Genomic DNA, 25,192 nt, shown 5'->3' on the forward strand with positions numbered 1-25,192 from the left:
CTCTTGCTTTTCAGCCGCAATGGAACTACTGTTTATTTATACAGTATTTTTACTGGTGCTTTTCCGAAAAGCATCACATCTACTTTGCGGAGCTCATCATGACCTATTCCATCGAACAGATCATTAATCGTCCTGACACCTGGCAGGGCATCGACAACCACACAAACTCCCGCGTTATCTTAACCACCAAACCTACCAATACAGATTGGCATAATAGGCAGAGTGTACCAACGGGTTTTGCATCTCTCGATGAAGAATTACAACTAAACGGCTGGCCAAAGCATGGCGCTGTCGAGGTCTTAAGCGATCACGACGGCACTGAGTGCATGGGGTTATTTCTGCCAACCATGGAGCGACTTTCCAGTGAAAAACGCTGGCAAGCATTTATTAATTCGCCACACACACCGTATGCACCCTTGTTACGCGCGCACAACATTCCCTCAGAACAGATACTGATGGTGCACCCCAAACACCGGGATGAAACGTTGTGGGCAGCAGAGCAAGCTGTTCGAAGTACAACTTGCAGCACCGTTTTTGTGTGGTTAGGGAGCACTCACTATCGTTATGCTGAAATACGAAAGCTACAACTCGCAGCTGCGAGTACCGATACGCTGCTGTTCTTATTTAGGTCAAGTGATGCGCTAACCGATGCCACACCCGTCTCACTTAGACTGCATATCAATGCGTATCGTGAAGTCACCGTCGTTAAGCAACGTGGCGGCAAGCGCGAAGTTGAAATACAGCTACCTGAAAACCACCTTCTAAAGATCAAGACAGTGCAATCTCATAGCAAAGCCGTAGCGACTAAGACCGGCACATTCCTAACCCCTGTCGCTTAGGGTATCCCTTTACTTTCCCCTCCCCGGGCTCGGCTCCCCTCCGAGCTTCCGGGGCAACCTTCTTCTGATATCACCGCGATAGGCGGATACTCTTTTACGACATCAAAACAGTCATCGCCTGCGTTATGCTTGATGCATACCTTAACGTAGCAATCTAATGCCGGACTTACCTATCAGCCTAGACGTTCTGTATGTCCTGATCACAACCAGCTTTATTGCGTCGTTATTGACCGCATCGTTGGGTATCGGGGGTGGCACACTCGTTTTGGCCGTACTGGTCGTTACCGTTCCCATTACAGCGGTCGTACCCCTGCATAGTGTCGTTCAGCTTGGATCAAACTCCGGCAGAACGGTCATGACACGACATCACATATCAAGACAACTTTTCTGGCCACTGGTTATTGGCGCTTTTATTGGCACCCTGCTCGCCGCACCACTTTCCGCCTTCTGGTTAACGGATATGCAGTTAACGCTGCTCCTCGCCACCTTTACCCTTGTTGTTACCTGGGTCCCGATCCCTGCCGTAAAAACACATAGCACGCGCCGCAACTTGGTTTTTAGTACGACGGTAAGCTTCGTGGGTGTTTTTGTGAGCGCCACCGGCCCCTTGATCGCTGCATTTCTTAGGCATCAAGCAGCCAATCGAAAAGAACTTGTGGCGACCATGGCGGCCAGTGTATCTACCATGAACTTTCTTCGGATCGTTCTCTTTAGCACCCTGGGATTCATCTGGAGCGAGTGGCTACTCCCCCTCGCTCTAATGATTGCTGCGGGCTTTGGTGGAACGCTCATAGGCCTGCAGCTTCTTGGTCGACTCCCCGAGCAGTTATTTCAAACTCTTCTTAAACTTCTTTTGACCGTGCTGGCTCTATTGATGATTGTTCGAGTTCTTTAATCCGACCCAAGAACAGTGCCTGTTTGAACACAGGGAGTGCTATATCTCTGTCAGTTGGGAAGCCACCATTGCATCGATATTATCCGCCAACTTACTCAGTGGCACCGGTCCGCTCCCCAATACGGTGTCATGAAACAATCGTATATCGAATTGATCACCGAGACGCTCTTTGGCACCCTCGCGCAGTTCAACAATACGCAGCTTCCCAATCATATAAGCCGTGGCCTGACCCGGCATCGCAATGTAGCGCTCGATCGCTTTTATGCAGTCATACTCAGCGTTCGGCGTATTCTCGACCAGATAGTCGATGGCCTCTTCACGGCTCCAACGCTTGCTATGTATACCTGTATCCACCACCAGTCGCGCGGCGCGCCATAGCTCCATAGCGAGCTGCCCAAACCGTGAATAGGGGTCCTCATAGAACCCCATCTCATAGGCGAGCTGCTCCGTGTACAGACCCCAACCTTCAGAAAATGCGGTGAAGCTCAAGTAACGCTGAATATCTGGAACACCTTTGAGCTCAGCCGTAATAGCCCGTTGCAGGTGGTGTCCGGGCAAACCTTCATGAAACGCCAATGCCTCTAGATCTGTTTTTGGCATGGCGCTCATGTCGTAAAGATTGGCGTAAAAGATACCCGGCCGAGAACCATCGGGTGGTGGGCTTTGATAAAACGCTTTCCCCGCATTTCGCTCGCGGAACGGCTCGACACGCTTAACGATCAACTCAGCTTTTGGTAGCACACCGAAATAATCAGGTAGCTTCTTCTCCATTCGAGAGAGTGCATCACGCGCACTCGTTAAGTAAGCCTCTCTCCCTTCATCGGTATTCGGAAAACGCAGCGACTGATTCTCGCGTACAAAGACGAAAAACGCTGGCAGACTGCCCTCGAAGTTGACTTGCGCCATGATCTCCCGCATTTGATCGTGGATACGCGCAATATTATTGAGACCAAGCTGATGCACCTCATCCGCTGTAAGGTCTGTTGTTGTATACCACTGTAGCAGCCGCTGATAGAACGCATCGCCATCAGGTAGACGCCATACCCCATCGTTGGATGAGGCTGATTCACTTTGCTTCTCGATCACACTGATGAACCGTTGGTAGGCTGGTTTGAAGGCATCAATGAGCGCAGCTCTGCCAGCATTAACAAGTCGAGCAGTTTCATCTTCCGGCAAATCGAGTGCCGTTACTTTCTTTTGAAAATCTGCCCAAACGGGTGACACCGCTGCGAAATCATCAAACGGCTGACCGCTAATCACATTGTTGGAGGACTCCAGAATCGCCGGATACATCCAGTCAACCAGATAAAACCCTTTCTCGGCACGCAACTCCAGCTGCTCAATGACCTCCCCTAAGTAACCCTCCACGTTCTCAATGCGATCGATGTAGGCCTCAGCATCGCTCAAGTCAGTAACTCGATGAATGTTGATAAGCGAGCTCGGAATTCGGGTATGCGCACCGCTAAATTGGTGCAGCGCGTAGCGGTGATGGCGAAAATCATCCATCGCCAGCGAGCGCTCCAATGACATACGGTAGAGGTCGAGGGACAGCTGCCCCGCATTGGGTAACGCAGCCCTGTCAAACCTCGCGAGATCAAGTAACCCCTGCTCCATCCGCAAGCGCTCTTCGTCGTTAAATGCTTCCGACTGAGGATTCCACTCACCGTGACGATCCTTGATACCCAAATAGCTAGCGGTAAACGGCTGCCGCGAGAGATTTTCGGCAAAGACGTCAGCGAGATAGGCATTTAACTGCTCATGCTCCGAAAATTCCGCATCGGCTTCGTTGCCCGTGCTGTTCTGATCGATCTGCGAAACAGAAACCTCTTTCGATTGCACAGAGCCCGTCTCGCCGCAGCCCGCCAACGAAATATTAAAAACGCTAGCAATGATGAAGAGCGGAATAGTTCGATTCATTAGGATTATCCCTATGAGAAAAACAAAGCGCGATGATAGCCCAGTTAATACCGCAACTCGGAGCTTCGTTTGTGCTTGCCTGAACAAAGCACGAACCTTAAGGTCTACCCACAAGACGTGGAGAATAGATTGTGTCGCAGGGACCCCTATCAACCGATGCACAGATGCATCTTGACCAGATCAAAGCAGAGACACTTGATGCCGCTCGCACGCGTGCAAAAGAAAAGCGTCACAGTAAAGGTTACCGAACAGCAAGAGAGAATTTGCTGGACCTGGTCGATGACAGTAGCTTCATTGAGTACGGCCAGCTAGCCGTTGCTGCGCAGCGCGATCGTCGCGATCCGTCCACCCTTCGTGTTGATACCGCCGCTGACGGCGTCATAACAGGCACCGCCACGATTAACGCGACACTTTTGCCTGATGAGCGCGCTGACGTAGCCGTCGCAATTTACGACTACAGCGTACTTGCCGGAACACAAGGCTTCTTTCACCACAACAAGCTGGACCGCATTTTTGAAATTGCCGAGCGAGAGCGGCTGCCGTTTGTGATGTATACCGAGGGGGGCGGTGGACGCCCGGGTGACACTGACGTAAAGGTAAATATTGCTGGCCTCAACAGCACATCCTTCAGCCGTTGGGCCGGCCTTACTGGAAAAGTACCGCGCATCACCGTCAACAATGGCTATTGCTTCGCAGGTAATGCGGCTCTCTTTGGCGCAGGTGATGTTCGCATTGCCACAAAGAGCTCATCCATCGGTATGGCCGGACCTGCCATGATTGAGGGTGGTGGTCTTGGCGTATTTCATCCTGATGAAATCGGCCCAGTGAATACGCTGTGCAATGTGGGCGCCATCGACCTACTGGCGGAAGATGAGGCCCATGCAACTGCGCTCGCTAAGTGGACATTAAGTTATGCTCAGGGAGTCACCTCGCCAGGAGCCGTGGCAGATCAAACCACGCTGAGAACGTGCCTTCCCGAGAACCGGCGGATGGCCTATGACGTCCGGAAAGTAATGGATGTCTTATTCGATCAGCAATCGGTTCTTGAGTTACGTCCCGTCTATGGTCGTGCAGTGGTAACAGCACTTGCACGCATCGAAGGACATCCGGTGGTTGTTATTGCCAGCGACTGCCGACACCTCGGTGGTGCCATTGATGTCGATGCTGCGCGTAAAGCGAGTGACATGATGGAGTTGGCGAAGCGCTGGCAGTTACCGATCGTCTCACTTGTTGACACACCCGGCTTCATGGTTGGTCCAGAAAGTGAGGCCATGGGCGCAGCAAAGGTCATGCCTGAGCTCTTTAATACGGCAGCCAGTGTCACGACACCGTGGGTGGGTCTATTCCTCCGACGCGGTTATGGCTTAGGCGCAATGGCCCTCGTTGGCGGCTCCTTCGAATTCCCAACGCTTACGGCGAGCTGGCCACAAGGTGAGTTTGGTGGCATGGGCCTTGAAGGTGCTGTTCGACTGGGCTTTAAGAAGGAGCTCGAAGCAACACCCGCTGGTGAAGCCCGCGATGCACTGTATGAAAAGCTCGTCGCAGAGATGTATCAAAAAGGTCGTGCCACTGAAGCGGCGGCCTACCTCGAGATCGATATGGTCATAGACCCTGCGGAAAGTCGTTCCGTGATCTTGCGAGGCCTTGGCTTGTAAGGTCCTGGTTTACAAGGCCTTGCTTTTGAACGGTGGGTAAAGCCTCAATTCGCTCAAAACACCAATAAGCGTAATACCGCACTTGCTCAGGGGCGCTCATCATAATACTGTATAAATAAACAGTATTATGATGACTTAAGTGCTCTGGCTTTGCTTACACTTCCCAAAACTCCCTCTTGAAGCATTGGCCTCAAAGCCAGTGTGTAACGACGATATTTTACGTGTTGTCATTGAGGGACAGCGCGCCATTACCTGCGACGATGAGGTTGAGGCACTCGGTGTGACACCGGGACTCAAACAATCCACTGTAAGCGGCTTGCTCAGTGGTCACCCCCTGAAACTTTTATCCAGGGCACCGGAGGAGGAACTCAAAGTACTCAAGCGCCTTCGACAATGGGCTTATTCAATCACTCCAACCCTAACACTGTGGCGAGATGACTGCCTTCAGTTAGAAATCGGCCGCTGTTTATTAGTCCATGGCGGTTTAGAGCGCTTAATCGAAAAAATAACCGTCGAGCTCGACCGACGTGGCTTCACCACGCACATTGGAGTCGGTCCAAGTCAGGAAAGCGCTTGGCTATTCAGTCAAACGAGCCGCAGCCCCCAAACAGCGCAGCCAGCTGATGGTGCACCCCTCGAGGCGCAACTTGCGCCCATAGCACTTCACCGACTAGATGAGTTCGCAAAAGACGTTGCAGCACTCAATAAAGCGGGTGTTCGTCGTTTCGGCGAACTCCTAGCTCTCCCACAAGATGGCTTAAGACGACGCTGCAGTCAGGCGTTCTGTAACTGGATAGATCGACTTCTGTGCCGGGTCGAAGTTGCCATAGAAGACTTCCATCCAGAACCTGAGTACGGCGATATCGCCTGGCTGGGCTACGGGTCTACAAATAATCAGGAGCTCATTCAGCCGATGGCGCAGTTACTTCAGGACTTCTCGCAGTTTTTGAGAAATACCCAACTGCAGACACAGCATATACGCTGGGATTTCATCGCAGCACAAGGTGAAAGCCCTCAGCTACACGTACATAGCAGTGAGTGTCATAACGACCCAAACCGGTGGTTAGAGCAGTCACGTCTAAAACTGGAGCGACTTCAGTTCGATGATCTCATCGAGGGTATTTCACTCACAGCCTGCGAGCTCAGCTTGGCGCAACTCACAACGCAGGACCTGTTTCTAGAGTCCAAACACCAGGAGCCTTTATCGCAACTCATTGACCGCCTTCGTAGCCGGCTGGGTTTCCAAGCAGTGTCACACGTTTATGAGCGCGCCGAGCACTTACCTGAGTACTGCTCATTTATCGATGCCAATCAACTCAGCGCACCGGCAACCAAGGAAAAAAACCTGCGTCGACCTTTTTGGTTACTCGGGTCACCGCAACCCATTAGCCAGCGCGGCAACCAACTTTACTGGCTGGATGCTCTGGAGATTATTAGTGGGCCTGAGCGCCTTGAGGACTGCTGGTGGAGCCAACCCACAAGTCGAGATTATTACATCGCAAAAACAGGTGCAGGCCAGCCCGTCTGGATATTCCAGGACCGGCACAATCGCTGTTGGTTCCTACAGGGAATCTTCGAATAGTGGAATGTTTCACTAATGTGACTCTTTTATTTCACAAATATTTCAGTTAAGTTACAAGACGAATAGGAAATAGGTGTGGAAAAGCCACGCAACGCTGTGAAGCGATAGCACGCCGTGAGGCGTAAGGAGACCAGAATGAAAACGATGAAGAACTTAGCAATAAGCCTCTGCGTTTTAGGAGGCATGTATACCTCAGGCGCATCCGCCGAGGTTGTTCAAGACTGCGTACTGAGCGGTGAAGTGGTCAGTATTAATCAGCAGTCCTCTGAAAAAATGCGCGTCCGGTTCCACAAGATGGAACACGGCGAGCTTGCAAACTGTAATTTAAAAGGCCGAGCCAAGCGCGGTCGAGTCGATGCAGATATTACGATGGCAGGTCTTGAGCTACCGAAAGGTACAAAAGTTACCTATGCCTTCCAGCAGACACGATCAGAAGCCAATTGGCAGCTGCTGAGTGTTCAGCGCCCTGTTTTGCTGACGTCAAAAGACTAGTCGCAAACAATCATTACAGCGCCACCTGGATCTTTTCCACGTGGCGCTTTTTATTGCCTATCTAACGACATTATTGCGTCGCCGGCCAAATCAACTCAGACGTAGCGAAACCAAGCTGCTCGCTTCTCATCAAAAACGCCTCTCGCACCGGCGCACTCACCTCGGGCTCGCGTGATAACAACCATAGGTAATCGGTGTTATAGCCCGCGACAAACGCGTAACTGTAATCTTCAGCCAATTCAAAGACCGCGTAGGTTCCATAAAACGGGCCAAAAAATGAGACCTTTAAGTGAGCGACATCTTCAGCCCCCATCGGCTTAGCAACGCCCTCGGCCTGGCGCCATTCGCCCTGCTCTGTGTTAAACCCTTTGTTCAGCACCGAAATCGATCCATCCTCGTTCGCGGCATAGGTTGCCGTCACACGCTCGAGATTACGCTCGAAACTATGGTCCAAGCGCGCAATTTCGTGCCAAGTCCCTAGATAGCGATTGGAATCAAAGTCGGTAACTGGAGTCACCCCCTCGGGCAAGCCAGTACAAGCACTGAGAAAAAAAAGCGATAGCACGCCAAGTCGCTTGAGCATGTGATGACCTCCTTTTGGTAAATCACTGACAGAGTATGAACGACTACTCGTATTGATATGAGGTTTATTTCAAAAAGCCGTATACTGTATAAAAAAACAGTACTTTTAAGATGTCATACGCTGAACTTCACTGCTTGAGTAATTACAGCTTCTTACGAGGAGCTTCGCACCCCCAAGAGCTTGTCGAGCAAGCGGCCCACCTCGGCTACTCAGCACTTGCGATTACGGATGAATGCTCACTGGCTGGGGTTGTTAAAGCGCATGTGACAGCTAAAGAGCTCGATTTCAAACTTATTATTGGTAGCGAATTTACCATCAGCGAAGGCTTGAAACTGGTTGCCATCGCGCCCTCGCGCGCAGCCTATGGCGAGCTGTCCAGCCTCATCAGTCGATCCAGACGGCGTAGTGAAAAAGGTCAATACCTCACCCATTTACGCGATATTTACTTCCACTTAAAGCGCTGCTTTATCATTTGGCTACCGAGTGATGTCAACCAGGAACGCCATCATGCAGAGGCGCTTGCACGACGCTGCCCTGATCGGTTTTGGATCGGTATCCGCCAACTCTTAAGCCATGACGACCTACTTAGACTTGAGGAGATACAGTCTCTCGCTGACGAAATAAGTGTCCCGACTCTCGCATGTGGCAGTGTTGAAATGCATTCTGCCAGTCGGAAAATGCTGCACGACGTCATCACAGCCATACGCCATAACACTGCAATACAAGACTTAGGACCGCTCCGACTACCTAATAGTCAGCAACACCTACGACGGCTAGACAAACTCATACCGCTCTACCCTCAGACGCTTATCGGCGAAACCTTGCGCTTGGCTCAGCAGTGCAATTTCAGTCTTGACGAATTGCGGTATGAATACCCTGAAGAAGTGGTTCCCAAAGGCCATACCGCAAACAGCTATTTGCGCGACTGCGTATCGCACGGCGCCGCAAAACGTTGGCCAAACGGCGTGCCTACCGCCATCCACGAACGTATAGAGCGCGAACTCGCCTTAATCACTGAGCTTAATTATGAGTACTACTTCCTGACGGTGTACGACATTGTCAATTTCGCACGCACGCGCGACATCTTATGTCAGGGACGAGGGTCTGCAGCCAACTCGGTTGTCTGTTACTGCCTCCACATCACAGAAGTCTCACCCGAGCAGGTCTCACTGCTATTTGAGCGTTTTATCTCTCGTGAACGCGATGAACCACCCGATATCGATGTTGATTTTGAACACGAACGACGTGAAGAAGTTATTCAGTATATCTATCAAAAATACACGCGGCGCCGAGCAGCACTTGCTGCAACCGTCATTACCTACCGCTCGCGAAGTGCTGTCCGTGACGTTGGTAAGGCGCTTGGTATGGATGCTGTATTTGTTGAAGACCTGGCGAAGTCGCTCGCTTGGTGGAATAGGGAGCGGGAACTCACGGCCAAATTTAAAGAGCAGGGCATACAAGCTAGCAGTCAGCAGGCCGATATCTTCTTACGCATGACACAACAAATATTAGGATTCCCGCGTCATTTATCCCAACACGTTGGCGGATTTGTTATCAGTCGTGGCCCCATTTCAAACTTGGTCCCCGTTGAAAATGCCAGCATGCCCGACAGGACCGTTATTCAATGGGACAAAGAGGATATTGAATCACTAGGGTTGTTGAAGGTGGATATCTTGGCACTGGGAATGCTCTCGGCCATCAAGAAATCATTGGCTCTCGTCCAGCGAAAAAACCCCTCCATCAAATGTATTCAAGACATCCCTAACGATGATCAGGCAACGTTCCGGATGCTTCAAACAGGTGACTCATTAGGTGTCTTCCAAATCGAATCACGTGCTCAAATGTCGATGTTACCAAGGCTGAAGCCCAACTGTTTTTATGATCTCGTCATCGAGATAGCGATTGTGCGGCCAGGTCCGATTCAAGGTGACATGGTGCACCCCTACCTTCGCAGACGCGCGGGTCTCGAACCGATTACCTATCCAGATCCAGCCATCAAGTCTGTATTAGAGAGCACCCTAGGTGTGCCTATCTTTCAGGAGCAGGTGATTCGACTCGCCATGGTTGCTGCAGGCTTTAGTGGCGGAGAGGCGGATGCACTTCGTCGGGCCATCACAAACTGGGGACGCAACAGTAAGCTTCTGACTTTTGAGAATAAGCTCAAGGCCGGCATGTTGAAACGGGGCTATAGCCCCGACTTTGCCGATCAGCTGTTTAACCAAATCAAAGGTTTTGGTGGCTATGGATTTCCCGAGTCACACTCAGCAAGTTTTGCCCTATTAGCCTATGTCTCAGCGTGGTTGAAACGCCACTACCCCGGTGCGTTTTATGTTGGTCTTCTGAACAGCCAGCCTATGGGCTTTTACACTCCTTCGCAGCTTGTCCAAGATGCCACGCGGCACGGCGTTAATAGTCTGCCCGTCGACGTCAACGCCAGCGATTGGGACCACCGTCTAGTGGATGGCGGTCCTCACCAAAGTGATGTGATACAGCTCGGACTAAGATTGATAAAAGGACTGAGCAAACGCGGTGCAGAGCAGCTGCTTGATGCGCGTCGAAACGGTCATTTCGCATCCATTCTCGACGTAAAACGTCGCGGAAAACTCGATAAAGACGACCTAGAAGCGCTCTCAGCAGCCGATGCATTAAGGACGCTGACAGGCAATCGCCACAAGACGCACTGGGCCATTATGGCAGCAAAAGATTCACGTCCTTTACTACCCGAGACTCATACGCCTGACCCAAATGACTCAACCGTCATTAAAGCACCGTCAGTCACTGAAAACGTTATCTTCGATTATCAGAGCACGGGCTTGACTCTGCGTTCGCATCCCTTGGCACTGCTTCGCCAGCAAAAACCGTTTAGCCAGTGTCGTAAGCAATCGGAACTTATAACCATACAGAGTCAACGTTTTGTAAGAACCGCAGGTCTTGTGACCTGCCGTCAGCGCCCTGGGACAGCATCGGGTGTTGTCTTTCTGACTCTGGAAGACGAGACCGGCAACATCAATGTTGTGGTATGGCCCAAAGTTCAGGAGCGCTTTAGGGCTGCCCTCATGACGGCACGACTGCTTTTAATTAAAGGAACCGTAGAATCACGCGACGGTGTCACACACGTCATTGCCAGTGGACTCTACGACCACAGCAGTGCGCTAAGCGAGCTCGCGGTTAAATCGCGAGATTTTCACTAATACGCGACCCCTTGTAACCACGCCAAAATACAATCGGCATTACGAATCAGGCGTCGACAGAGGCACTGTGACAGGCTCGCCTTCTATTCCCGCATAGACCGCCAAGATAACCGCATCCTCCTCGCCTATATTGGCGCCGCCGTGCGCTTGGTTAATCAGCTCGACGACAGCATCACCTGCTTGCGCTATATGCGTATCACCTGAATCGGTGCGAACTTCAATCGTGCCTTGAAGAACAACCCCGGCCGTCATGAAAGGGTGCTCGTGCAGTGGAAGTGCCATACCCTTGGGTATGGTTATTCTAGCGACTGTCACCTCGGGTTGCCCCTCACTGTAAGCGGGTAGCAAAACACCTCGCCAATCCGTGATTGATTTGGCAAGCACTTCGGTCTCAATTTTTCGCTCTTGCGCACTCACCTTCAGGGAAAGTCCGACCAACGTCACACCGAAGATAATAATGGGCACCCAGCGACGACGCCCAACGATTTTGCTCATCATGGCTCTATCCACCCCTCGTATTGGCGACTTATGACGGCTGCCGCTCACGTTCAGTAACTATCGAAGGTAAACCTATTTGATGTGTAACGACTGGATGGATGCTTGAAATGACCTCGATCTCAATAATCATCGCTCGAAACACTGGCGTGTAATTCGCCCATCCCTGTTTGCTGAACCACGAACTCGATAGGTCTACAGCAAACCTGACAATCCTCAATGTACTCCTGCCCAACATCCTCCGGGTTTAAGAGCACACAAATTGACTCCCAGCAATAAGGACAGTCAACCCATGTTTCCTGAAGAGCACGATCCAAAGCGATTAACCAGCCGCCCTCAAGCTCTCACCCCCAACCTCTCGAGAGGTGAAAATGAGTGCGCCGTCTGCAATCGAACTACCACGGAACATTTTTTTGTCCTTCCGATAATTCTGCGGATTCACCCAAGGCATTTGAGTACCCTGACGCGGCATCTTAGGCAACATACGTTGCATGTACCCAGCAGAGAAGTCGTGAATCCAATAGCGTTTCTCCATGGTTCGCGCGAGGATTTCCGGAATGCGAGGCGTGGCCTGATCGTAACCAAATTCGTCCATGTGATTGAGCACTCTGCACACCCACTCGGCCGTAAGATCTGCCCGAAGTGTCCATGATGCATTGATGTAACCAAACGTTTGAACCATGTTGGGAATGTTGGAGCACATAACCCCTTTGTAGGTCCACTCATCAGCAAAGTTAATAGACTTCCCGTCTACGATGAAATCTGCTCCGCCTAAGTTGAGTAATTCAATGCCCGTAGCTGACACGATAATGTCAGCCTCCACGTGCTCCCCCGAGCCCGTAACAAGACCCGTCTCATCAATATGAGAAATCGTATCGGTCACAACATCCGCCTTGCCTGAACGAAGCGCCGTAAAAAGATCGTCGTCCGGCACCAAGCACAAACGCTGATCCCAGGGGTTATAGGTAGGCGTGAAGTGCTTTTTCACATCCAACACATCGCCGACCGCCTTTTCAACATCATCGAGCAAAGTCTGTGTCACGCGTTCTGGATTAGTGCGCGTCTGGTTGTAGATAAGTTGCTGCCAAACAGTGTTACGGAACCTGACGAGACCGTAAGCCCAACTCGCAGGTAACATCGCTCTGAGGAAGTTTGCGAATTTATCTACTGACGGTCGAGATACCACGTAAGTAGGCGACCGCTGCACCATGGTGACTTTTTCTGCCGTTGTCGCCATGTTAGGCACTAGGGTCATAGCGGTCGCACCAGAACCAATCACCACAACCTTCTTACCCGTGTAATCGAGCTGTTCGGGCCAGAACTGCGGATGCACCCACGTGCCTTTGAAGTTCTCGCGCCTGTCAAACTCGGGCTGATGACCTGCGTCGTAGTTGTAGTATCCCGAGCACATCAACAAGAAATGAGATGTGAAATAAACCGTTTCACCACCCGCGTCTACCGTTAGCAACCACGTTGCAGACTCTGAAGACCAAGACGCAGAAACGAGTTTGTGCCCAAACCGTACCTGATCACGAATGCCATGTTCATCCGCCGTTTCGTTCACGTAATCCCAAATTGCGGGCCCGTCAGCAATCGCTTTCTCCGCTTTCCATGGCTTAAAATTATAGCCAAGAGTATGCATGTCAGAGTCAGACCGTATTCCCGGATAGCGGAATAAATCCCACGTACCGCCAATCGCTTCACGTCGTTCAATGAGCATATAATCGCGGTCAGGACAGCTTTTTTGAAGATGGACTGCAGCGCCGATACCGGACAGTCCAGCACCCACGATCATGACGTTGGTATGGGTAGCCGTTTCCGGCGACGTATTGTTATTCATATGTAAATTCTCCCATCTCACGGTCCGATGCGCTTGGGATTAATCGCCCAGTGCGGATCGACCTCTCTCAGCAGCGATACGAAGACGCAACGCATTCAGCTTAATAAAGCCCTCAGCATCTGCTTGATCGTATTTCCCTGCATCGTCCTCAAAGGTTGCGATAGCGTCGTCAAATAGCGTATCCGCTGACCGTCTGCCTGTTACTGTCACATTACCTTTGTAGAGTCTTACTCTGACATCACCGTTGACCACCGACTGTGATTCATCGATCGCGGTCTGCAGCATAAGACGCTCGGGTGCCCACCAGTACCCGTTATAGATCAATTTCGCGTAGCGTGGCATCAGCTCGTCTTTTAAATGCGCTACCTCCCGGTCGAGTGTAATGGACTCAATAGCACGGTGCGCGCGCAGTAATATGGTTCCACCGGGCGTCTCATAACAACCGCGGGACTTCATGCCGACGTATCGATTTTCGACAATATCTAAACGACCCACTCCGTGAGCACCACCCACCTGATTCAAATAAGCGAGTACCGTTGCCGGTGACATCGCCTCACCGTCAATTGCTACAACGTCTCCACGCTCAAAGGTCAATGTGAGCTCATGACCCAACTCGGGTGCTTCCTCTGGAGACACCGACCAGCGCCACATTGATTCCTCTGGTGGACACCAGGGATCTTCAAGAACCCCACCCTCGTAAGAAATGTGCAGTAAATTGGCGTCCATCGAGTAAGGCGACTTCTTAGAAGCATTCGAGAAATCGACAGGGATATCGCGCTCAGCGCAATAAGCCATTAACGACTCTCGCGAATTGAGGTCCCATTCGCGCCAGGGAGCAATCACTTGGATTCCCGGTTTCAACGCATAGGCGCCCAATTCGAAACGAATTTGATCATTACCTTTTCCGGTTGCACCGTGAGAAATCGCGTCAGCGCCTGTTTCGTTAGCAATTTCCACCAGTCTCTTCGCAATTAAAGGACGCGCAATCGATGTGCCCAATAAATACTCACCCTCATAAATCGTATTTGCACGGAACATGGGAAATACGAAGTCGCGAACAAACTCTTCTTTCAGGTCATCGATGTAAATCTCTCTTACGCCAAGCGCCTCTGCCTTTGCCCGAGCAGGCTCAACCTCCTCCCCTTGGCCAATGTCGGCGGTAAAAGTGACGACCTCGCAGTCATATGTGTCTTGCAGCCATCTGACGATAACTGAGGTATCAAGGCCGCCCGAATAGGCCAATACGACCTTATTAACATTACTCATTGGTTACTCCCGTTCAAGGCAGTGAAGTTTACGCTCGCAAGTCTGCGATGGACAGCCGATCACTGCTAAACTAGGCTGGCTATCCGCAAAAGGGCGTAAAATGTCTCGAATTACCCTCACCAAACCCGATGACTGGCATATTCATCTCAGAGATGGTGCGATGCTTAATCGAACCGTTAACGACGTAGCGGCTTGGGCAAATCGTGCCGTTGTCATGCCCAATCTGACGCCACCGGTCAAAACGCTGGACGACGCGACGGCTTATCGCGAGCGCATTATGTCCGCCTTCACCGGCAGCAGTAATTTTGAGCCCCTGATGACGTTGTACCTCACTGACTCAACCACACCTGCGATAATCGAGGAAGCGGCCAAGTCACCGTTTGTCTGTGGGGTAAAATTGTACCCGGCGGGGGCAACCACCAATTCAGCTGCCGGCGTTACGGGCCTAGAGTCTTTAAAACCTACGCTGGCGGCGATGGAAGCTTGCGGTCTTCCACTGTTGGTGCACGGTGAAGTAACGGACCATGACATCGACATCTTTGACCGAGAGGCCGTTTTTATTGAACGAATACTCGCCCCCTTGGTCGATGAATTTCCAAAACTGCGCGTAATTTTGGAACACATTACAACTAAAGATTCGGTGGACTTTGTCGAGTCAGCGAGAAACGGTGTTGCGGCGACGATTACACCTCAACACTTACTCTTCGACCGCAATGACATGTTAGTGGGTGGAATTCGCCCTCACTTATTTTGCCTACCCATCCTCAAGCGCAACCTGCACAAAGAGGCGCTTCGCGCCGCAGCGATTTCGGGTAATCCAAAGTTTTTTCTGGGAACTGACTCTGCCCCGCATACGCTCGAAACCAAGGAGTCCGCATGTGGCTGCGCTGGCTGTTACACGGCGCATGCTGCTCTCCCATTTTACGCTGAGGTCTTCGACGAAGAAGGCGCGCTCGATAAACTCGAGGGCTTTGCAAGCCACTTTGGTCCTGACTTCTATGGCAAAGCGCGTAATTCGGAGCAGGTAACGCTGGTAAAAGAGGATAATCCGTCGCCCTTAAGTCTGAGTTTTGGTGAGAGCACCGTTGCACCGCTTCGGGCGGGTGAGACCCTCAGTTGGCGCTTGGAATCCACTGAATGAGCGAACCCACTGAAAAGCAGATGAAACATCGATTTAGAGGGTTTCTACCGGTCGTCATCGATATCGAGACAGGTGGATTTAATGCCGCTACCGATGCCGTACTTGAGATAGCTGCGACCTTTTTCACGCTCACTGAGCACGGCCACTTAGCGGTCAGTCACTCCATCGCTAGGAACGTAGACCCCTTCGAGGGAGCCAATCTGGAGCCATCTGCTTTGGAATTCACCGGAATCGACCCCGAGAATCCACTTCGAGAGGCAGTCCCCGAAGCAATCGCATTAGGGGATATTTTTTCTGAGGTCAGACGCGAGGTGAAAGACAAGGGCTGCACGCGCGCCATCCTGGTGGGGCACAATGCGCACTTCGATGCCGGATTTCTGAACGCCGCCGCCGAGCGCTGCGACATAAAACGAAACCCGTTCCACCCCTTTTCACACTTTGATACCTCGACACTTGCCGGTCTTGCCTACGGTCACACCGTGTTGGCTCAAGCCTGCAAACGTGCGGAGATCGAATTTAGCAATAGTGAAGCGCACTCAGCCGATTACGATGCACAAAAAACCGCCGAATTGTTCGCTGGCATTGTAAATCGCTGGCAGGATTTAGGGGGATGGACATGGCCTGCAATCGCCCCCACCGAAGCCGACTAGCTCAGCCCGACAACTCGCTGAGTATTTCATCGAGCGCTTCTACTAGCTCGTCAATATCATTGAGCTCAAGCAACTGATACTTCGTTGCGCTATCGACCGGTAGCAGCTGCAAGAGCGCAAAACACACTTGCCATGCGTTACCCGTATCAACGGTCATTCCCAACTTCTTGACCTCTGGATGCCGCTGAAGCCCCGCCAATACATCGATCATCGAGCGTCCACCTTCAGGGAGCGGTGTAGCGGGAGGAATGGGATCGATTGCAACGGTGGCCATGTTTAAACCCGAGTCCTCACGCCACGTATTTTCTACGTGAAAACGTGCCTCCCCTTCAATGGTAATGCCCAAAAGCCCGTTAGGCAGTTGATCCCAGTCAACGATGTTCGCCACTGTGCCATAGGCGCCAAAATCCAGGTTGGTTTTTGACGCCTGAGCTACTTCAGATCCTTTCTTTATCCAGACAACACCAAAGCTGGTTCCCTCACGCATACATTTGGAAATCATATCGATGTAGCGCCGCTCAAAGATTTGTAGCGGTAATCGACCGTGAGGAAGCAGCAGCGTACCAAGGGGGAAAAGGGGTAGATCAATCACGCTTATCTCCTTGCGGGTCGCTCATCGCTTCGAGGTCGGTCAACAACAGTAACGCTTCCTCGCGCGAATTCCCGCAAAACTCAAACTCTGCCTTAAATTGGCTACAACATTCAGGACGACGCGGGTCATCAAAGATCGCGCACAGCCCATCGCTGTCGTGATGAACACACCGCTCGCCCTTAGCCTTTCCTTTGGGCATGCCAAAAAACGGCGTGTGGATCGCGGGCACAATGCAACATGCACCACAACCTGCTCTGCACTCCATTACCACTCCATCAACCGCGCTCGGGGCCTAATGGCTCAAACGCGATTATCAGCTTCGGAAGCAATAGAAGTGCCCCCATAACGGCTGCGAGCATCGCCATGACGGTCAATACGCCAAAGTAAATACTCGGAGTGAAGTTTGAGAGGGTCAGCATCGAAAAGCCGACAACAACGGTGAGGGTTGTGTAGTACATCGCGCGGCCAATACTCGAATGACTGCGGTACATGGCCTCACGATAACTTCCATCAAGCTCGAACTCACGCCTAAATCGATGAATGTAATGAATACAGTTATCGACACCCATGCCAACGACGATGGCCGCAATAGTGATCGTCATAATGTCCAGTGGGATGCCGGCCAAACCCATTACGCCCAACACCAGACCCGCAGCGAGAATGTTTGGCGCAAGACCGAGTAAAGCCAAAGACACAGATCGAAACAGCGCCAAGAACATTATGCCTATTGCGACGAATACGGCGCCCAGTGTCAGAATTTGCGACGCGTAAAGGCTTTGAAGCACATTGTTATACAACACGAGTAAACCCGTAAATTTTACCCGTGTCTCATCAAGCCCTGTTTCAGCGAGTATCTGTGCGTAGAGCGACTCAAGGTACTCTGCACGGCGCAAGGTTTTGCTGGTTTCCATGGCTCTAACCGTAATGCGAGCTTGCTGCTCAATGGGATCGTAGTAAGGTGCAATCAGCACCTCAGCCACGTCAGCTGGCAAGCTGCGCTCTACTAAAGCGAGTTCGACGCCCCCTAACTTATCATCGTAAAGTCGATCCATGACGGAGAAACCGGTCGACAAAGACAACACTTTTCCGGACTCGGGTCTTGCGTCAACAATGCCATGAATCTGATCAACAAGGTCACGACCTTCCAGCGTAAACCAATAGCCAATTTCGGCTGAATTCTCGTCAGCAAACGATACGTCCTCACCGAAGGAGTCGTCATCCCATAGCCCGTCTTCGTCATCACCAAAGTCGCCTTCAAACCCAGAGTCATCACCGGTAACGACGTCACTCGTTGTGCGCTCATCTGCGAACGACTGGTTACCTGATGCCAGCGCATCAACGGGCTGGATACTCTCTGAGGGGGGGTAGAGAATAATATCGAGCGGTATGGTTCCACCTAGACGGGAGTCAAGCAGTTCCATACCTTGATAAATCTCAGTCGTATCCTTGAAATAGTCGATGAACCGATTCTCAACCTGTAACCGCGACAACCCGAGCACCACGAGCAAGATCAATAATCCGGTAACGGCAAAGACGAGACCACCAAAGCGCTCGACGACCGTGGCGAAACGGCGCGTCATGCTCAACGAATCGTTTGCCCCCGTAGCGCCTTTGTCAGGCAGAATCGCAATTAGGGCCGGCACGAGCGAGAAACTGACAACGAATGCTACGACGATTCCCGCGGTCATCATCCAGCCAAAATCAATGACCGGCTTTATCCCCGCGACAACAAGCGAAGTAAAGGCAACCATGGTGGTGACCGCTGTGTAAAAGCAAGGGATAAACATAAGGCGCGCTGCCATGACCGCCCGCTCCGCTCTGGGCATATCGGGTTCTTTTACCTCCAACTCCCGGTATCGAACAACGAGGTGAATCGCAAGTGCTAGCGCCACAACAAGCAGTACAGCAACAAAATTTGAGGATATGACCGTCATGCGCCAATCGGTGAAGCCAAGAATCCCAAGCATTAAGGTTGCAGAGAGCGTGCAAACAGAAATTGGGATGAGGACCCACCGGTAGTCGCGAAAGATCAGTGCCAACATCGCAACCATCACAAGAATAATGGAGGTCCCGAAGGTCACTAAATCATCTTGAACAAAGTCCAACATGTCCGCCGCAATCATAGGAACACCGCCAACAAAAATACGGCTTTGATCACGATATTTTTCAGCGACCTCACGGACATTCGCAACCAGCGCTGCGCGATCTGCGTTAACGGTGCGGGTGGCCTCATCGTAGGCAAGTTCAACTGCGGACAACTCGCGTTGAACCTCAATATCACCGCCCTCGGCAACCAACTTTCTGAGCGACTTGCGTAAACCACCCAGCCGGTCTACCTCTTTATTTGGCTCAATCGTGACCTGCACAGCCGTCAAGTCGCCGGCCTCACTAACAACTAAATTTTTGTAAAGCTGACTGGATGTGAACTCACGTAGCGCAAGTGCTCGGTCCACCTGTGGGTCTCTAAGGCTGGGTATCGAATCCAAGTCAGAGAGATCGGTCAATGAGATTGGCGGGCTCTCTAGAAGTGGCACATCAAGTGCCGAGGTCACAGAGCGAACGCCCGGCACGCTCTTGAGATCAGAAACCATTGCCGATAAGCCCGATAGAGAAGCCTCACTCAGTAATGGGCTCTCTGGCTCCCACGTCATGATCAAAAATTCATAACTTTCGTAACGCTCTGTCGCCTCCTCAAAGAAAGCAAGGTCGGGATCACCCTGCAACAACAAGCTGTCAGAAGAGGCATCGAGCCTCACTTTCTCCAGCTGCGACAAGGCACCACCCGCAAGAACCAACGCGATGAAGATAATTGCGCTGGCGTAGCGCGTAATGAAAAGGTGGTAAGCAGACGACATTAATACTCCGTGTTTGACGCGCTATCGGTCAGCGATTGTAGCAATTGTTGATGCAACCCCGAGAAACTCCCATTGCTCATAATGACAACGTGATCACCCGCTTGGAGTTCAGCAATCAACGCATCGTGCAGAGCGCCCACCGTATTAAAAACATGATGTCTTGAATCGTTCTGAGTGTTGTCCCTTAGCGACCACTGAGCACCCTCTGGCTGAAACCAAAATACGGTATTGGCAGACTCCGTAGCCGGAATCAGTGCTGAGCGATGGGTACCATCTTTCATCGTATTCGAACGTAACTCTACGACAGCAATGACTCGCGCTTCTTCAACCAAACTTCGAACGCCCAGTAAAGTTGAAGCAATAGCCGTTGGGTGATGGGCGAAGTCGTCGTAAACACTGACTCCCGCCGGCTCTCCTAGTAATTCCAGTCGGCGCTTGACGCCCTGAAATTGTGAAAGCGCTTCGCAGGAAACGTGCACTGGAACGCCAACATCAAATGCGGCGGCGATGGCCGAGAGCGCATTTTCCGCATTGTGTCGCCCGATCAGTGACCAGGCGAATTCGCAACACTCTCCATCAGGTGCTTGGATACTCAGTTGACTGTAGCTCTTAGTCAGGGCGTCGACTGACCACGTATTCTTATCGCTCGATCCCATGCGCTCTACTGGCGTCCAGACGCCCCGCCTCAGAACACCGTCTATTGCCTCTCCCTCACCAGCAACGATCTTCCCGCTAGAGGGAACACAGCGAATTAAGTGATGAAACTGCGTTTGTATTGCAGCCAGATCGTCGAAGATATCCGCGTGATCAAATTCGAGGTTATTAATCACCAACGTTTTTGGCCTGTAGTGCACAAACTTGGAACGTTTGTCGAAAAAGGCAGAATCATATTCATCGGCCTCAACAACAAAGGGACCTGATCCCAATCGGGCAGAACCCTCAAAGCCAAACGGAACGCCGCCTACCAAGAACCCGGGATTTTCTCCAGCGCACTGCAGTATCCACGTCAGCATTGATGAAGTCGTCGTCTTTCCATGCGTTCCCGATACGGCCATTACCCAGCGATCAGTTAGCAACTCCCCAAGCCACTGCGGACCTGAAATGTAGGGAATTTTCTGGTTGAGCACATACTCGACACAGGCATTGCCTCGCGATAACGCGTTACCGATGACAACCAGATCAGGTGCCGGTACTAAGTGCTCGGGCGAGTAGCCCTCGGAAATTTCAATGCCTGCGTCCTCGAGCATGGAGCTCATAGGCGGATAAACATTGGTGTCAGAACCCGAGACGCGATAACCCAGCTCACGTGCCAGCAGTGCAACGCCACCCATAAAGGTCCCACAAATACCGAGTATGTGAACGCGCTCCGACATCTACCGCTCCAAATTGGTTCGGTAAGCGTATCATGCCTACTATGGTCTTAAGTCAGCTGCATTAGGAGAAATTATGCCTGCGGATCCGGCGCCTAACGCCTTTTATGCTCAGTCTGGAGGTGTCACCGCCGTTATCAATGCAAGTGCGGCAGGTGTCATCAATACCGCCGCCTTATTTCCCGAAAAAATCGGTCAGGTTTATGCTGGTCAGAATGGCATCCTCGGGGCATTACGTGAGGAGCTCATTGATATTTCTCGAGAGTCAGAGGCATCCATTCAAGGGCTGATGACAACACCGTCAGGGGCCTTTGGCTCCTGCCGTTATAAGCTAAAAGGCATCGATGAAAATCGCGCCGAATACGAGCGACTCATCGAAGTGTTTAAAGCGCACAATATCCGCTATTTCTTCTATAACGGAGGCGGCGATTCAGCAGACACCTGTCAAAAAGTCTCTGAGATCGGAGAGCGATTAGGCTTTCCTTTACAGGCCATTCATGTGCCTAAGACTATCGACAACGACCTTCCGTTCACAGACAACTGCCCAGGCTTTGGATCGGTCGCCAAATACGTGGCGCTATCGACGAGAGAAGCCGCATTTGATATTGCCTCGATGTGCGCCACGTCTACCAAAGTGTTCATTCTTGAGGTTATGGGGCGTCATGCGGGCTGGATAGCCGGCGCCGCTGGACTTGCATCTCGATCTGAAGCAGAAGCGCCGCATATTATTTTGTTCCCGGAAATTGCCTTCGAAGAAGAGCGATTTTTGGCCAAAGTAAAGGAAACTGTCGAGAAATTTGGCTTCTGCGTGATCGTTGCCTCTGAGGGAACGCAAACCGCCGATGGGCAATTGCTGTCTGGCTCAACATCTCGCGATGCCTTCGGTCACGTACAACTTGGTGGGCTTGCACCCAAACTCGCAAATATTATTAAGCAGGCCCACGGATACAAATATCACTGGGCCGTCGCCGATTACCTTCAGCGCGCAGCCCGTCATATTGCCAGCCAGACCGACTTAGAACAGGCCTACTCGCTTGGTGAAGCCGCAGTGAATCTTGCTATGGCGGGAAAAAATGCGCTCATGCCCACGATCGTTCGTGTGAGTGATGAGCCTTACGAATGGAAAGTTGGTACGGCACCGCTCGATGAAGTCGCTAACCAGGAAAAAATGATGCCTCGCTCTTTCTTTTCTGACGATGGCTACGGGATAACCGAAGAGGCTCGTCGTTATTTTCAGCCCCTTATCATGGGTGAGGCCTACCCAAACTACCAAGACGGACTGCCTCACTATGTGACCCTAGACCGGCACTTAGCACCCAAAAAACTTCCGCCCGATAATCGATGGTAATGGTCGTTCAGACGACGTAACGCGCCATGAGCTCGTCAAGCTGATCAACAAGAACAGCGTGAGCATGTGGTCTTGAGCTCGCCTCACGCAACCACAAATCGCGCAAGCTATTGGCCGTCTGAGCCGCCCTAAACTCTGATGCGATCGGGGCATAGCTTAGATGCCAAGGCTCCTCTGAAACACCCCCCCTATCTTTGTCGTAAGGTCGGTAAAAACCCTCACAGTCATCATTGGCTATCAGCTCGTCCAGCCATAGCGACAAATCTGAGAACCTTCCGCCGTTACGGTACTCGCTCGGCGTCAGCGCTAGTGACTCCCCGGGTGGAATCAAAGACGGGTCAAAAACATCCACATCGGTCCCCCAGTGATGCCGGGAGGTACCGGGCAATGCGGAAAAGCGAAGGATCCGGTGTAGCCACGCCTCATCGGAGTGCTCCTCGCGCGACAGACGAATATTGTTATCGTCGAGCACCGGCCGCTCACCGCGCCACTTCGCGTTGAAAATCGCAAGCTGTCGCTCGTAAGACCGAAAACTTGAAGCGATCGACAGTTGAAAGCCGGCATCCTGCGCGCGCGTTTGAAGCGCGAAAAAAGATCGTGCAGCAACCGCTTGCATCATCGCCCCACACGCTGTTTCAACGACGTGTTCGGTCGTTAAACCTAAGGCAATCAGGACTTCCTGGCTCACACCAAATCTAGACACATGTTTAACCACAATAAGGATCCAACATTCAGTTTAGCGCTCACCGGCGTAAACAAGTAAAAAAGCTGCTAGCAAACAATACACAATTCTGATAGCTTCCCGTGCCCAATTACGCAGGTCAACTGCCAAACACCTCCACTTGGCGTAACGGACACCAATATGGCGACGAAGAAATCCTCCGACACCCCGGACGAGACTGCAGCAAAAGCGCCTGCAAAGGCGAAGGCGCCCGCAAAGAAAAAGGCAGCAGCAAAAGCTGCGCCCAAGGCAAAAGCTGCGCCCAAGGCAAAAGCTGCGCCCAAAGCGAAAGCTGCGCCCAAAGCGAAAGCAGAGCCCAAGGCAAAAGCAGAGCCCAAAGCGAAGCCGGCCGCGAAAGCCAAGGCCGCACCTAAAGCGAAAGCCAAGGCGAGTCCAAAAGCGAAGGCTAATTCCAAAGTGGCAAGAGCTGTGGGTGAAGTCCAAAACTTTGACGACTTTAAGCCATACAAGCCATCGCGTGGCGAAAGCTACATGAACGATGAACAGCTGGAGCACTTTCGGCAGCTGCTGCTAAGTTGGCGGTCAGACTTGGTAAACGAAGTCACCAAAACTGTCGGTCACATGAAAGATGAGGCAGCTAACTTCCCTGATCCAGCTGACAGGGCTACTCAGGAAGAAGAGTTTAGTCTTGAGCTCCGGGCGCGAGATCGCGAGCGTAAGCTCATCAAGAAAATCGACGGCACGCTTGAGCGAATTTCGATTGATGACTACGGTTATTGTGATGCCTGCGGCATTGAGATTGGGGTTAAGCGACTCGAAGCGAGACCAACTGCCACCTTGTGTATCGACTGTAAAACACTGGCTGAGATCAAGGAGCGCCAGGAGCTCGGCTAAATTGGGCTTCTGAATGCGTCTTATCGATGTATAAAGGCCGGTTCGCTCCTTCACCAACCGGTCCACTCCATTTCGGCTCTCTAGTCGCCGCCCTCGCAAGCTTCCTCGATGCGCGATATAACCAGGGCACGTGGCAGGTGAGACTCGATGATATCGATCCACCCCGACACGATCGATCAAGCTTCCAAACGATTCCCGATTGCCTCGAACAGCATGGCTTGTTCTGGGACAATGATCTACTTCTGCAGAGTCGCCGGAAAGAAACGCACGAGTTCTACATCAGTAAACTGCGACGTGCAGGGCGCATATTCACTTGCACCTGCACTCGCACAACGCTGGGCCCCTTAGGGCAGTGCCAATCCGATTGCCCCGAAAAGCGACATGGACAAGGAAGTATTCGGCTTCACTTGAGCGATGCCACTGAACCGGGCTTCACCGATCTTGTTCTCGGGCCCCAAATACCGACCGTGATGCCCAAAAATTTTGTTATGAAGCGCAGGGACGGGTTGATTGCCTACCAGCTTGCTACGGCTGTTGATGACATCGACGAAGGTTATACCCACATCATACGAGGCAGCGATTTACTGGACTCCACATTTCGACAAATGGCGATTCATGAGGCGCTTGGCAAATTATCGCCACGTTATGGCCATTTACCGCTCGTGACTGATTCCCTCGGTAACAAGTTAAGCAAGCAAGCTGGTGCACAGGCTGTCGATGAAACGCGCCCGGTCGCTAACTTACGATTAGCGCTCGACTTTCTAAACCAAACAAGCCCGCCCAGCGCTGCCAAATCTGTTGGTGACGTACTCAATTTTGCGACCGAACACTGGCGTCTGAATCAACTGAACCAAGGATAAATGTAACTTTTCGCCACGAACAATGTTACCTCAGTGACAAAATCC

General features: G+C 51.7%; 22 protein-coding genes. 11 read left to right on the forward strand and 11 right to left on the reverse strand.

Features of this window, described 5'->3' with window-relative positions; translation table 11 throughout:
• Window positions 1-98: 98 nt before the first annotated feature.
• Together imuA and E0F26_RS00105 are read left to right on the forward strand one after the other, a co-directional pair.
• Window positions 99-839 carry a translesion DNA synthesis-associated protein ImuA gene (gene imuA, locus E0F26_RS00100; protein ID WP_279242011.1) on the forward strand — a complete coding sequence of 247 codons (741 nt, stop codon included), beginning with the start codon at window positions 99-101 and terminating at the stop codon, window positions 837-839.
• Between the two features lie 157 nt (window positions 840-996).
• Complete coding sequence (locus E0F26_RS00105; protein WP_279242012.1) at window positions 997-1,734, forward strand: sulfite exporter TauE/SafE family protein; 738 nt, start codon at window positions 997-999, stop codon at window positions 1,732-1,734.
• Window positions 1,735-1,773: 39 nt separating this feature from the next.
• Here the strand turns inward: E0F26_RS00105 and E0F26_RS00110 are convergent, their stop codons facing one another.
• Window positions 1,774-3,651 (reverse strand): DUF885 domain-containing protein, encoded by a 1,878-nt coding sequence (locus tag E0F26_RS00110; RefSeq protein ID WP_279242013.1) that lies wholly within the window; start codon window positions 3,649-3,651, stop codon window positions 1,774-1,776.
• 131 nt (window positions 3,652-3,782) lie between these two features.
• On the opposite strand from E0F26_RS00110, the gene E0F26_RS00115 reads away from it, so the two are divergent.
• The 3 genes from E0F26_RS00115 to E0F26_RS00125 all read left to right on the forward strand — a co-directional run bounded on the left by E0F26_RS00115 (window position 3,783) and on the right by E0F26_RS00125 (window position 7,380).
• Window positions 3,783-5,306, forward strand: coding sequence for an acyl-CoA carboxylase subunit beta (locus E0F26_RS00115; RefSeq protein WP_279242014.1), 1,524 nt, complete (start codon window positions 3,783-3,785; stop codon window positions 5,304-5,306).
• A gap of 199 nt (window positions 5,307-5,505) precedes the next feature.
• Window positions 5,506-6,888 carry a Y-family DNA polymerase gene (locus E0F26_RS00120; RefSeq protein WP_279242015.1) on the forward strand — a complete coding sequence of 461 codons (1,383 nt, stop codon included), beginning with the start codon at window positions 5,506-5,508 and terminating at the stop codon, window positions 6,886-6,888.
• Window positions 6,889-7,023: 135 nt separating this feature from the next.
• Entirely contained in the window at window positions 7,024-7,380 is a 357-nt protein-coding gene (locus E0F26_RS00125; protein ID WP_279242016.1) for a hypothetical protein, read from the forward strand.
• Between the two features lie 70 nt (window positions 7,381-7,450).
• Here E0F26_RS00125 and E0F26_RS00130 read toward each other — a convergent pair whose 3' ends face one another.
• Complete coding sequence (locus E0F26_RS00130) at window positions 7,451-7,963, reverse strand: lipocalin family protein (protein WP_279242017.1); 513 nt, start codon at window positions 7,961-7,963, stop codon at window positions 7,451-7,453.
• A 110-nt stretch (window positions 7,964-8,073) separates the two neighbouring features.
• Between E0F26_RS00130 and E0F26_RS00135 the strand changes: the two genes are divergently transcribed.
• A complete protein-coding gene (locus E0F26_RS00135) occupies window positions 8,074-11,154 on the forward strand; it encodes an error-prone DNA polymerase (RefSeq protein ID WP_279242018.1) in 3,081 nt (1,026 codons plus the stop codon).
• 39 nt (window positions 11,155-11,193) lie between these two features.
• Here the strand turns inward: E0F26_RS00135 and E0F26_RS00140 are convergent, their stop codons facing one another.
• The 4 genes from E0F26_RS00140 to E0F26_RS00155 form a co-directional block, all read right to left on the reverse strand.
• Complete coding sequence (locus E0F26_RS00140) at window positions 11,194-11,652, reverse strand: cupin domain-containing protein (RefSeq protein ID WP_279242019.1); 459 nt, start codon at window positions 11,650-11,652, stop codon at window positions 11,194-11,196.
• A 119-nt stretch (window positions 11,653-11,771) separates the two neighbouring features.
• Window positions 11,772-11,966, reverse strand: coding sequence for a CPXCG motif-containing cysteine-rich protein (locus tag E0F26_RS00145; protein ID WP_279242020.1), 195 nt, complete (start codon window positions 11,964-11,966; stop codon window positions 11,772-11,774).
• A 5-nt stretch (window positions 11,967-11,971) separates the two neighbouring features.
• Complete coding sequence (locus tag E0F26_RS00150) at window positions 11,972-13,489, reverse strand: flavin-containing monooxygenase (protein ID WP_279242021.1); 1,518 nt, start codon at window positions 13,487-13,489, stop codon at window positions 11,972-11,974.
• A gap of 39 nt (window positions 13,490-13,528) precedes the next feature.
• Entirely contained in the window at window positions 13,529-14,755 is a 1,227-nt protein-coding gene (locus E0F26_RS00155; protein WP_279242022.1) for an argininosuccinate synthase, read from the reverse strand.
• A 100-nt stretch (window positions 14,756-14,855) separates the two neighbouring features.
• On the opposite strand from E0F26_RS00155, the gene pyrC reads away from it, so the two are divergent.
• Window positions 14,856-15,896, forward strand: coding sequence for a dihydroorotase (gene pyrC / locus E0F26_RS00160; protein ID WP_279242023.1), 1,041 nt, complete (start codon window positions 14,856-14,858; stop codon window positions 15,894-15,896).
• Window positions 15,893-16,546: a ribonuclease T gene (rnt, locus tag E0F26_RS00165; protein ID WP_279242024.1), complete on the forward strand. Its 654-nt coding sequence runs from the start codon at window positions 15,893-15,895 to the stop codon at window positions 16,544-16,546. The genes pyrC and rnt overlap by 4 nt, the downstream gene beginning before the upstream one ends.
• Before the next feature lies 1 nt (window position 16,547).
• Here rnt and E0F26_RS00170 read toward each other — a convergent pair whose 3' ends face one another.
• The 4 genes from E0F26_RS00170 to mpl are packed head-to-tail and all read right to left on the reverse strand — an operon-like array spanning window position 16,548 to window position 21,366.
• Window positions 16,548-17,138, reverse strand: a complete 591-nt coding sequence (locus E0F26_RS00170; protein ID WP_279242025.1) for an LON peptidase substrate-binding domain-containing protein — start codon at window positions 17,136-17,138, stop codon at window positions 16,548-16,550.
• Window positions 17,131-17,403, reverse strand: a complete 273-nt coding sequence (locus tag E0F26_RS00175; protein ID WP_279242026.1) for a YkgJ family cysteine cluster protein — start codon at window positions 17,401-17,403, stop codon at window positions 17,131-17,133. The genes E0F26_RS00170 and E0F26_RS00175 overlap by 8 nt, the downstream gene beginning before the upstream one ends.
• 10 nt (window positions 17,404-17,413) lie before the next feature.
• Window positions 17,414-19,993 carry an efflux RND transporter permease subunit gene (locus E0F26_RS00180; protein WP_279242027.1) on the reverse strand — a complete coding sequence of 860 codons (2,580 nt, stop codon included), beginning with the start codon at window positions 19,991-19,993 and terminating at the stop codon, window positions 17,414-17,416.
• Window positions 19,993-21,366: a UDP-N-acetylmuramate:L-alanyl-gamma-D-glutamyl-meso-diaminopimelate ligase gene (mpl, locus tag E0F26_RS00185; protein WP_279242028.1), complete on the reverse strand. Its 1,374-nt coding sequence runs from the start codon at window positions 21,364-21,366 to the stop codon at window positions 19,993-19,995. The genes E0F26_RS00180 and mpl overlap by 1 nt, the downstream gene beginning before the upstream one ends.
• A 73-nt stretch (window positions 21,367-21,439) precedes the next feature.
• On the opposite strand from mpl, the gene E0F26_RS00190 reads away from it, so the two are divergent.
• Window positions 21,440-22,711 (forward strand): 6-phosphofructokinase, encoded by a 1,272-nt coding sequence (locus E0F26_RS00190; RefSeq protein WP_279242029.1) that lies wholly within the window; start codon window positions 21,440-21,442, stop codon window positions 22,709-22,711.
• 7 nt (window positions 22,712-22,718) lie between these two features.
• On the opposite strand, the gene E0F26_RS00195 is transcribed toward E0F26_RS00190, so the two are convergent.
• A complete protein-coding gene (locus E0F26_RS00195) occupies window positions 22,719-23,414 on the reverse strand; it encodes a M15 family metallopeptidase (RefSeq protein WP_279242030.1) in 696 nt (231 codons plus the stop codon).
• 447 nt (window positions 23,415-23,861) lie between these two features.
• Here E0F26_RS00195 and dksA point away from each other — a divergent pair, with 447 nt between their 5' ends.
• Both dksA and gluQRS read left to right on the forward strand, forming a co-directional pair.
• Window positions 23,862-24,287 (forward strand): RNA polymerase-binding protein DksA, encoded by a 426-nt coding sequence (dksA, locus tag E0F26_RS00200; RefSeq protein ID WP_420887708.1) that lies wholly within the window; start codon window positions 23,862-23,864, stop codon window positions 24,285-24,287.
• A 26-nt stretch (window positions 24,288-24,313) separates the two neighbouring features.
• Window positions 24,314-25,147, forward strand: coding sequence for a tRNA glutamyl-Q(34) synthetase GluQRS (gene gluQRS, locus E0F26_RS00205; protein WP_279242031.1), 834 nt, complete (start codon window positions 24,314-24,316; stop codon window positions 25,145-25,147).
• Window positions 25,148-25,192 lie beyond the last annotated feature (45 nt).

The organism is Candidatus Paraluminiphilus aquimaris (assembly GCF_026230195.1).
Lineage (GTDB): Bacteria > Pseudomonadota > Gammaproteobacteria > Pseudomonadales > Halieaceae > Luminiphilus > Luminiphilus aquimaris.

Coding starts and splice junctions, on each gene's coding strand:
- E0F26_RS00140 (WP_279242019.1), bottom strand. CDS start 11,652: ATGATGAGCAAAATCGTTGGGCGTCGTCGCTGGGTGCCCATTATTATC.
- pyrC (WP_279242023.1), top strand. CDS start 14,856: ATGTCTCGAATTACCCTCACCAAACCCGATGACTGGCATATTCATCTC.
- E0F26_RS00105 (WP_279242012.1), top strand. CDS start 997: ATGCCGGACTTACCTATCAGCCTAGACGTTCTGTATGTCCTGATCACA.
- E0F26_RS00130 (WP_279242017.1), bottom strand. CDS start 7,963: ATGCTCAAGCGACTTGGCGTGCTATCGCTTTTTTTTCTCAGTGCTTGT.
- mpl (WP_279242028.1), bottom strand. CDS start 21,366: ATGTCGGAGCGCGTTCACATACTCGGTATTTGTGGGACCTTTATGGGT.
- E0F26_RS00155 (WP_279242022.1), bottom strand. CDS start 14,755: ATGAGTAATGTTAATAAGGTCGTATTGGCCTATTCGGGCGGCCTTGAT.
- E0F26_RS00190 (WP_279242029.1), top strand. CDS start 21,440: ATGCCTGCGGATCCGGCGCCTAACGCCTTTTATGCTCAGTCTGGAGGT.
- E0F26_RS00180 (WP_279242027.1), bottom strand. CDS start 19,993: ATGTCGTCTGCTTACCACCTTTTCATTACGCGCTACGCCAGCGCAATT.
- E0F26_RS00150 (WP_279242021.1), bottom strand. CDS start 13,489: ATGAATAACAATACGTCGCCGGAAACGGCTACCCATACCAACGTCATG.
- rnt (WP_279242024.1), top strand. CDS start 15,893: ATGAGCGAACCCACTGAAAAGCAGATGAAACATCGATTTAGAGGGTTT.
- E0F26_RS00175 (WP_279242026.1), bottom strand. CDS start 17,403: ATGGAGTGCAGAGCAGGTTGTGGTGCATGTTGCATTGTGCCCGCGATC.
- E0F26_RS00125 (WP_279242016.1), top strand. CDS start 7,024: ATGAAAACGATGAAGAACTTAGCAATAAGCCTCTGCGTTTTAGGAGGC.
- E0F26_RS00110 (WP_279242013.1), bottom strand. CDS start 3,651: ATGAATCGAACTATTCCGCTCTTCATCATTGCTAGCGTTTTTAATATT.
- gluQRS (WP_279242031.1), top strand. CDS start 24,314: ATGTATAAAGGCCGGTTCGCTCCTTCACCAACCGGTCCACTCCATTTC.
- E0F26_RS00135 (WP_279242018.1), top strand. CDS start 8,074: ATGTCATACGCTGAACTTCACTGCTTGAGTAATTACAGCTTCTTACGA.
- imuA (WP_279242011.1), top strand. CDS start 99: ATGACCTATTCCATCGAACAGATCATTAATCGTCCTGACACCTGGCAG.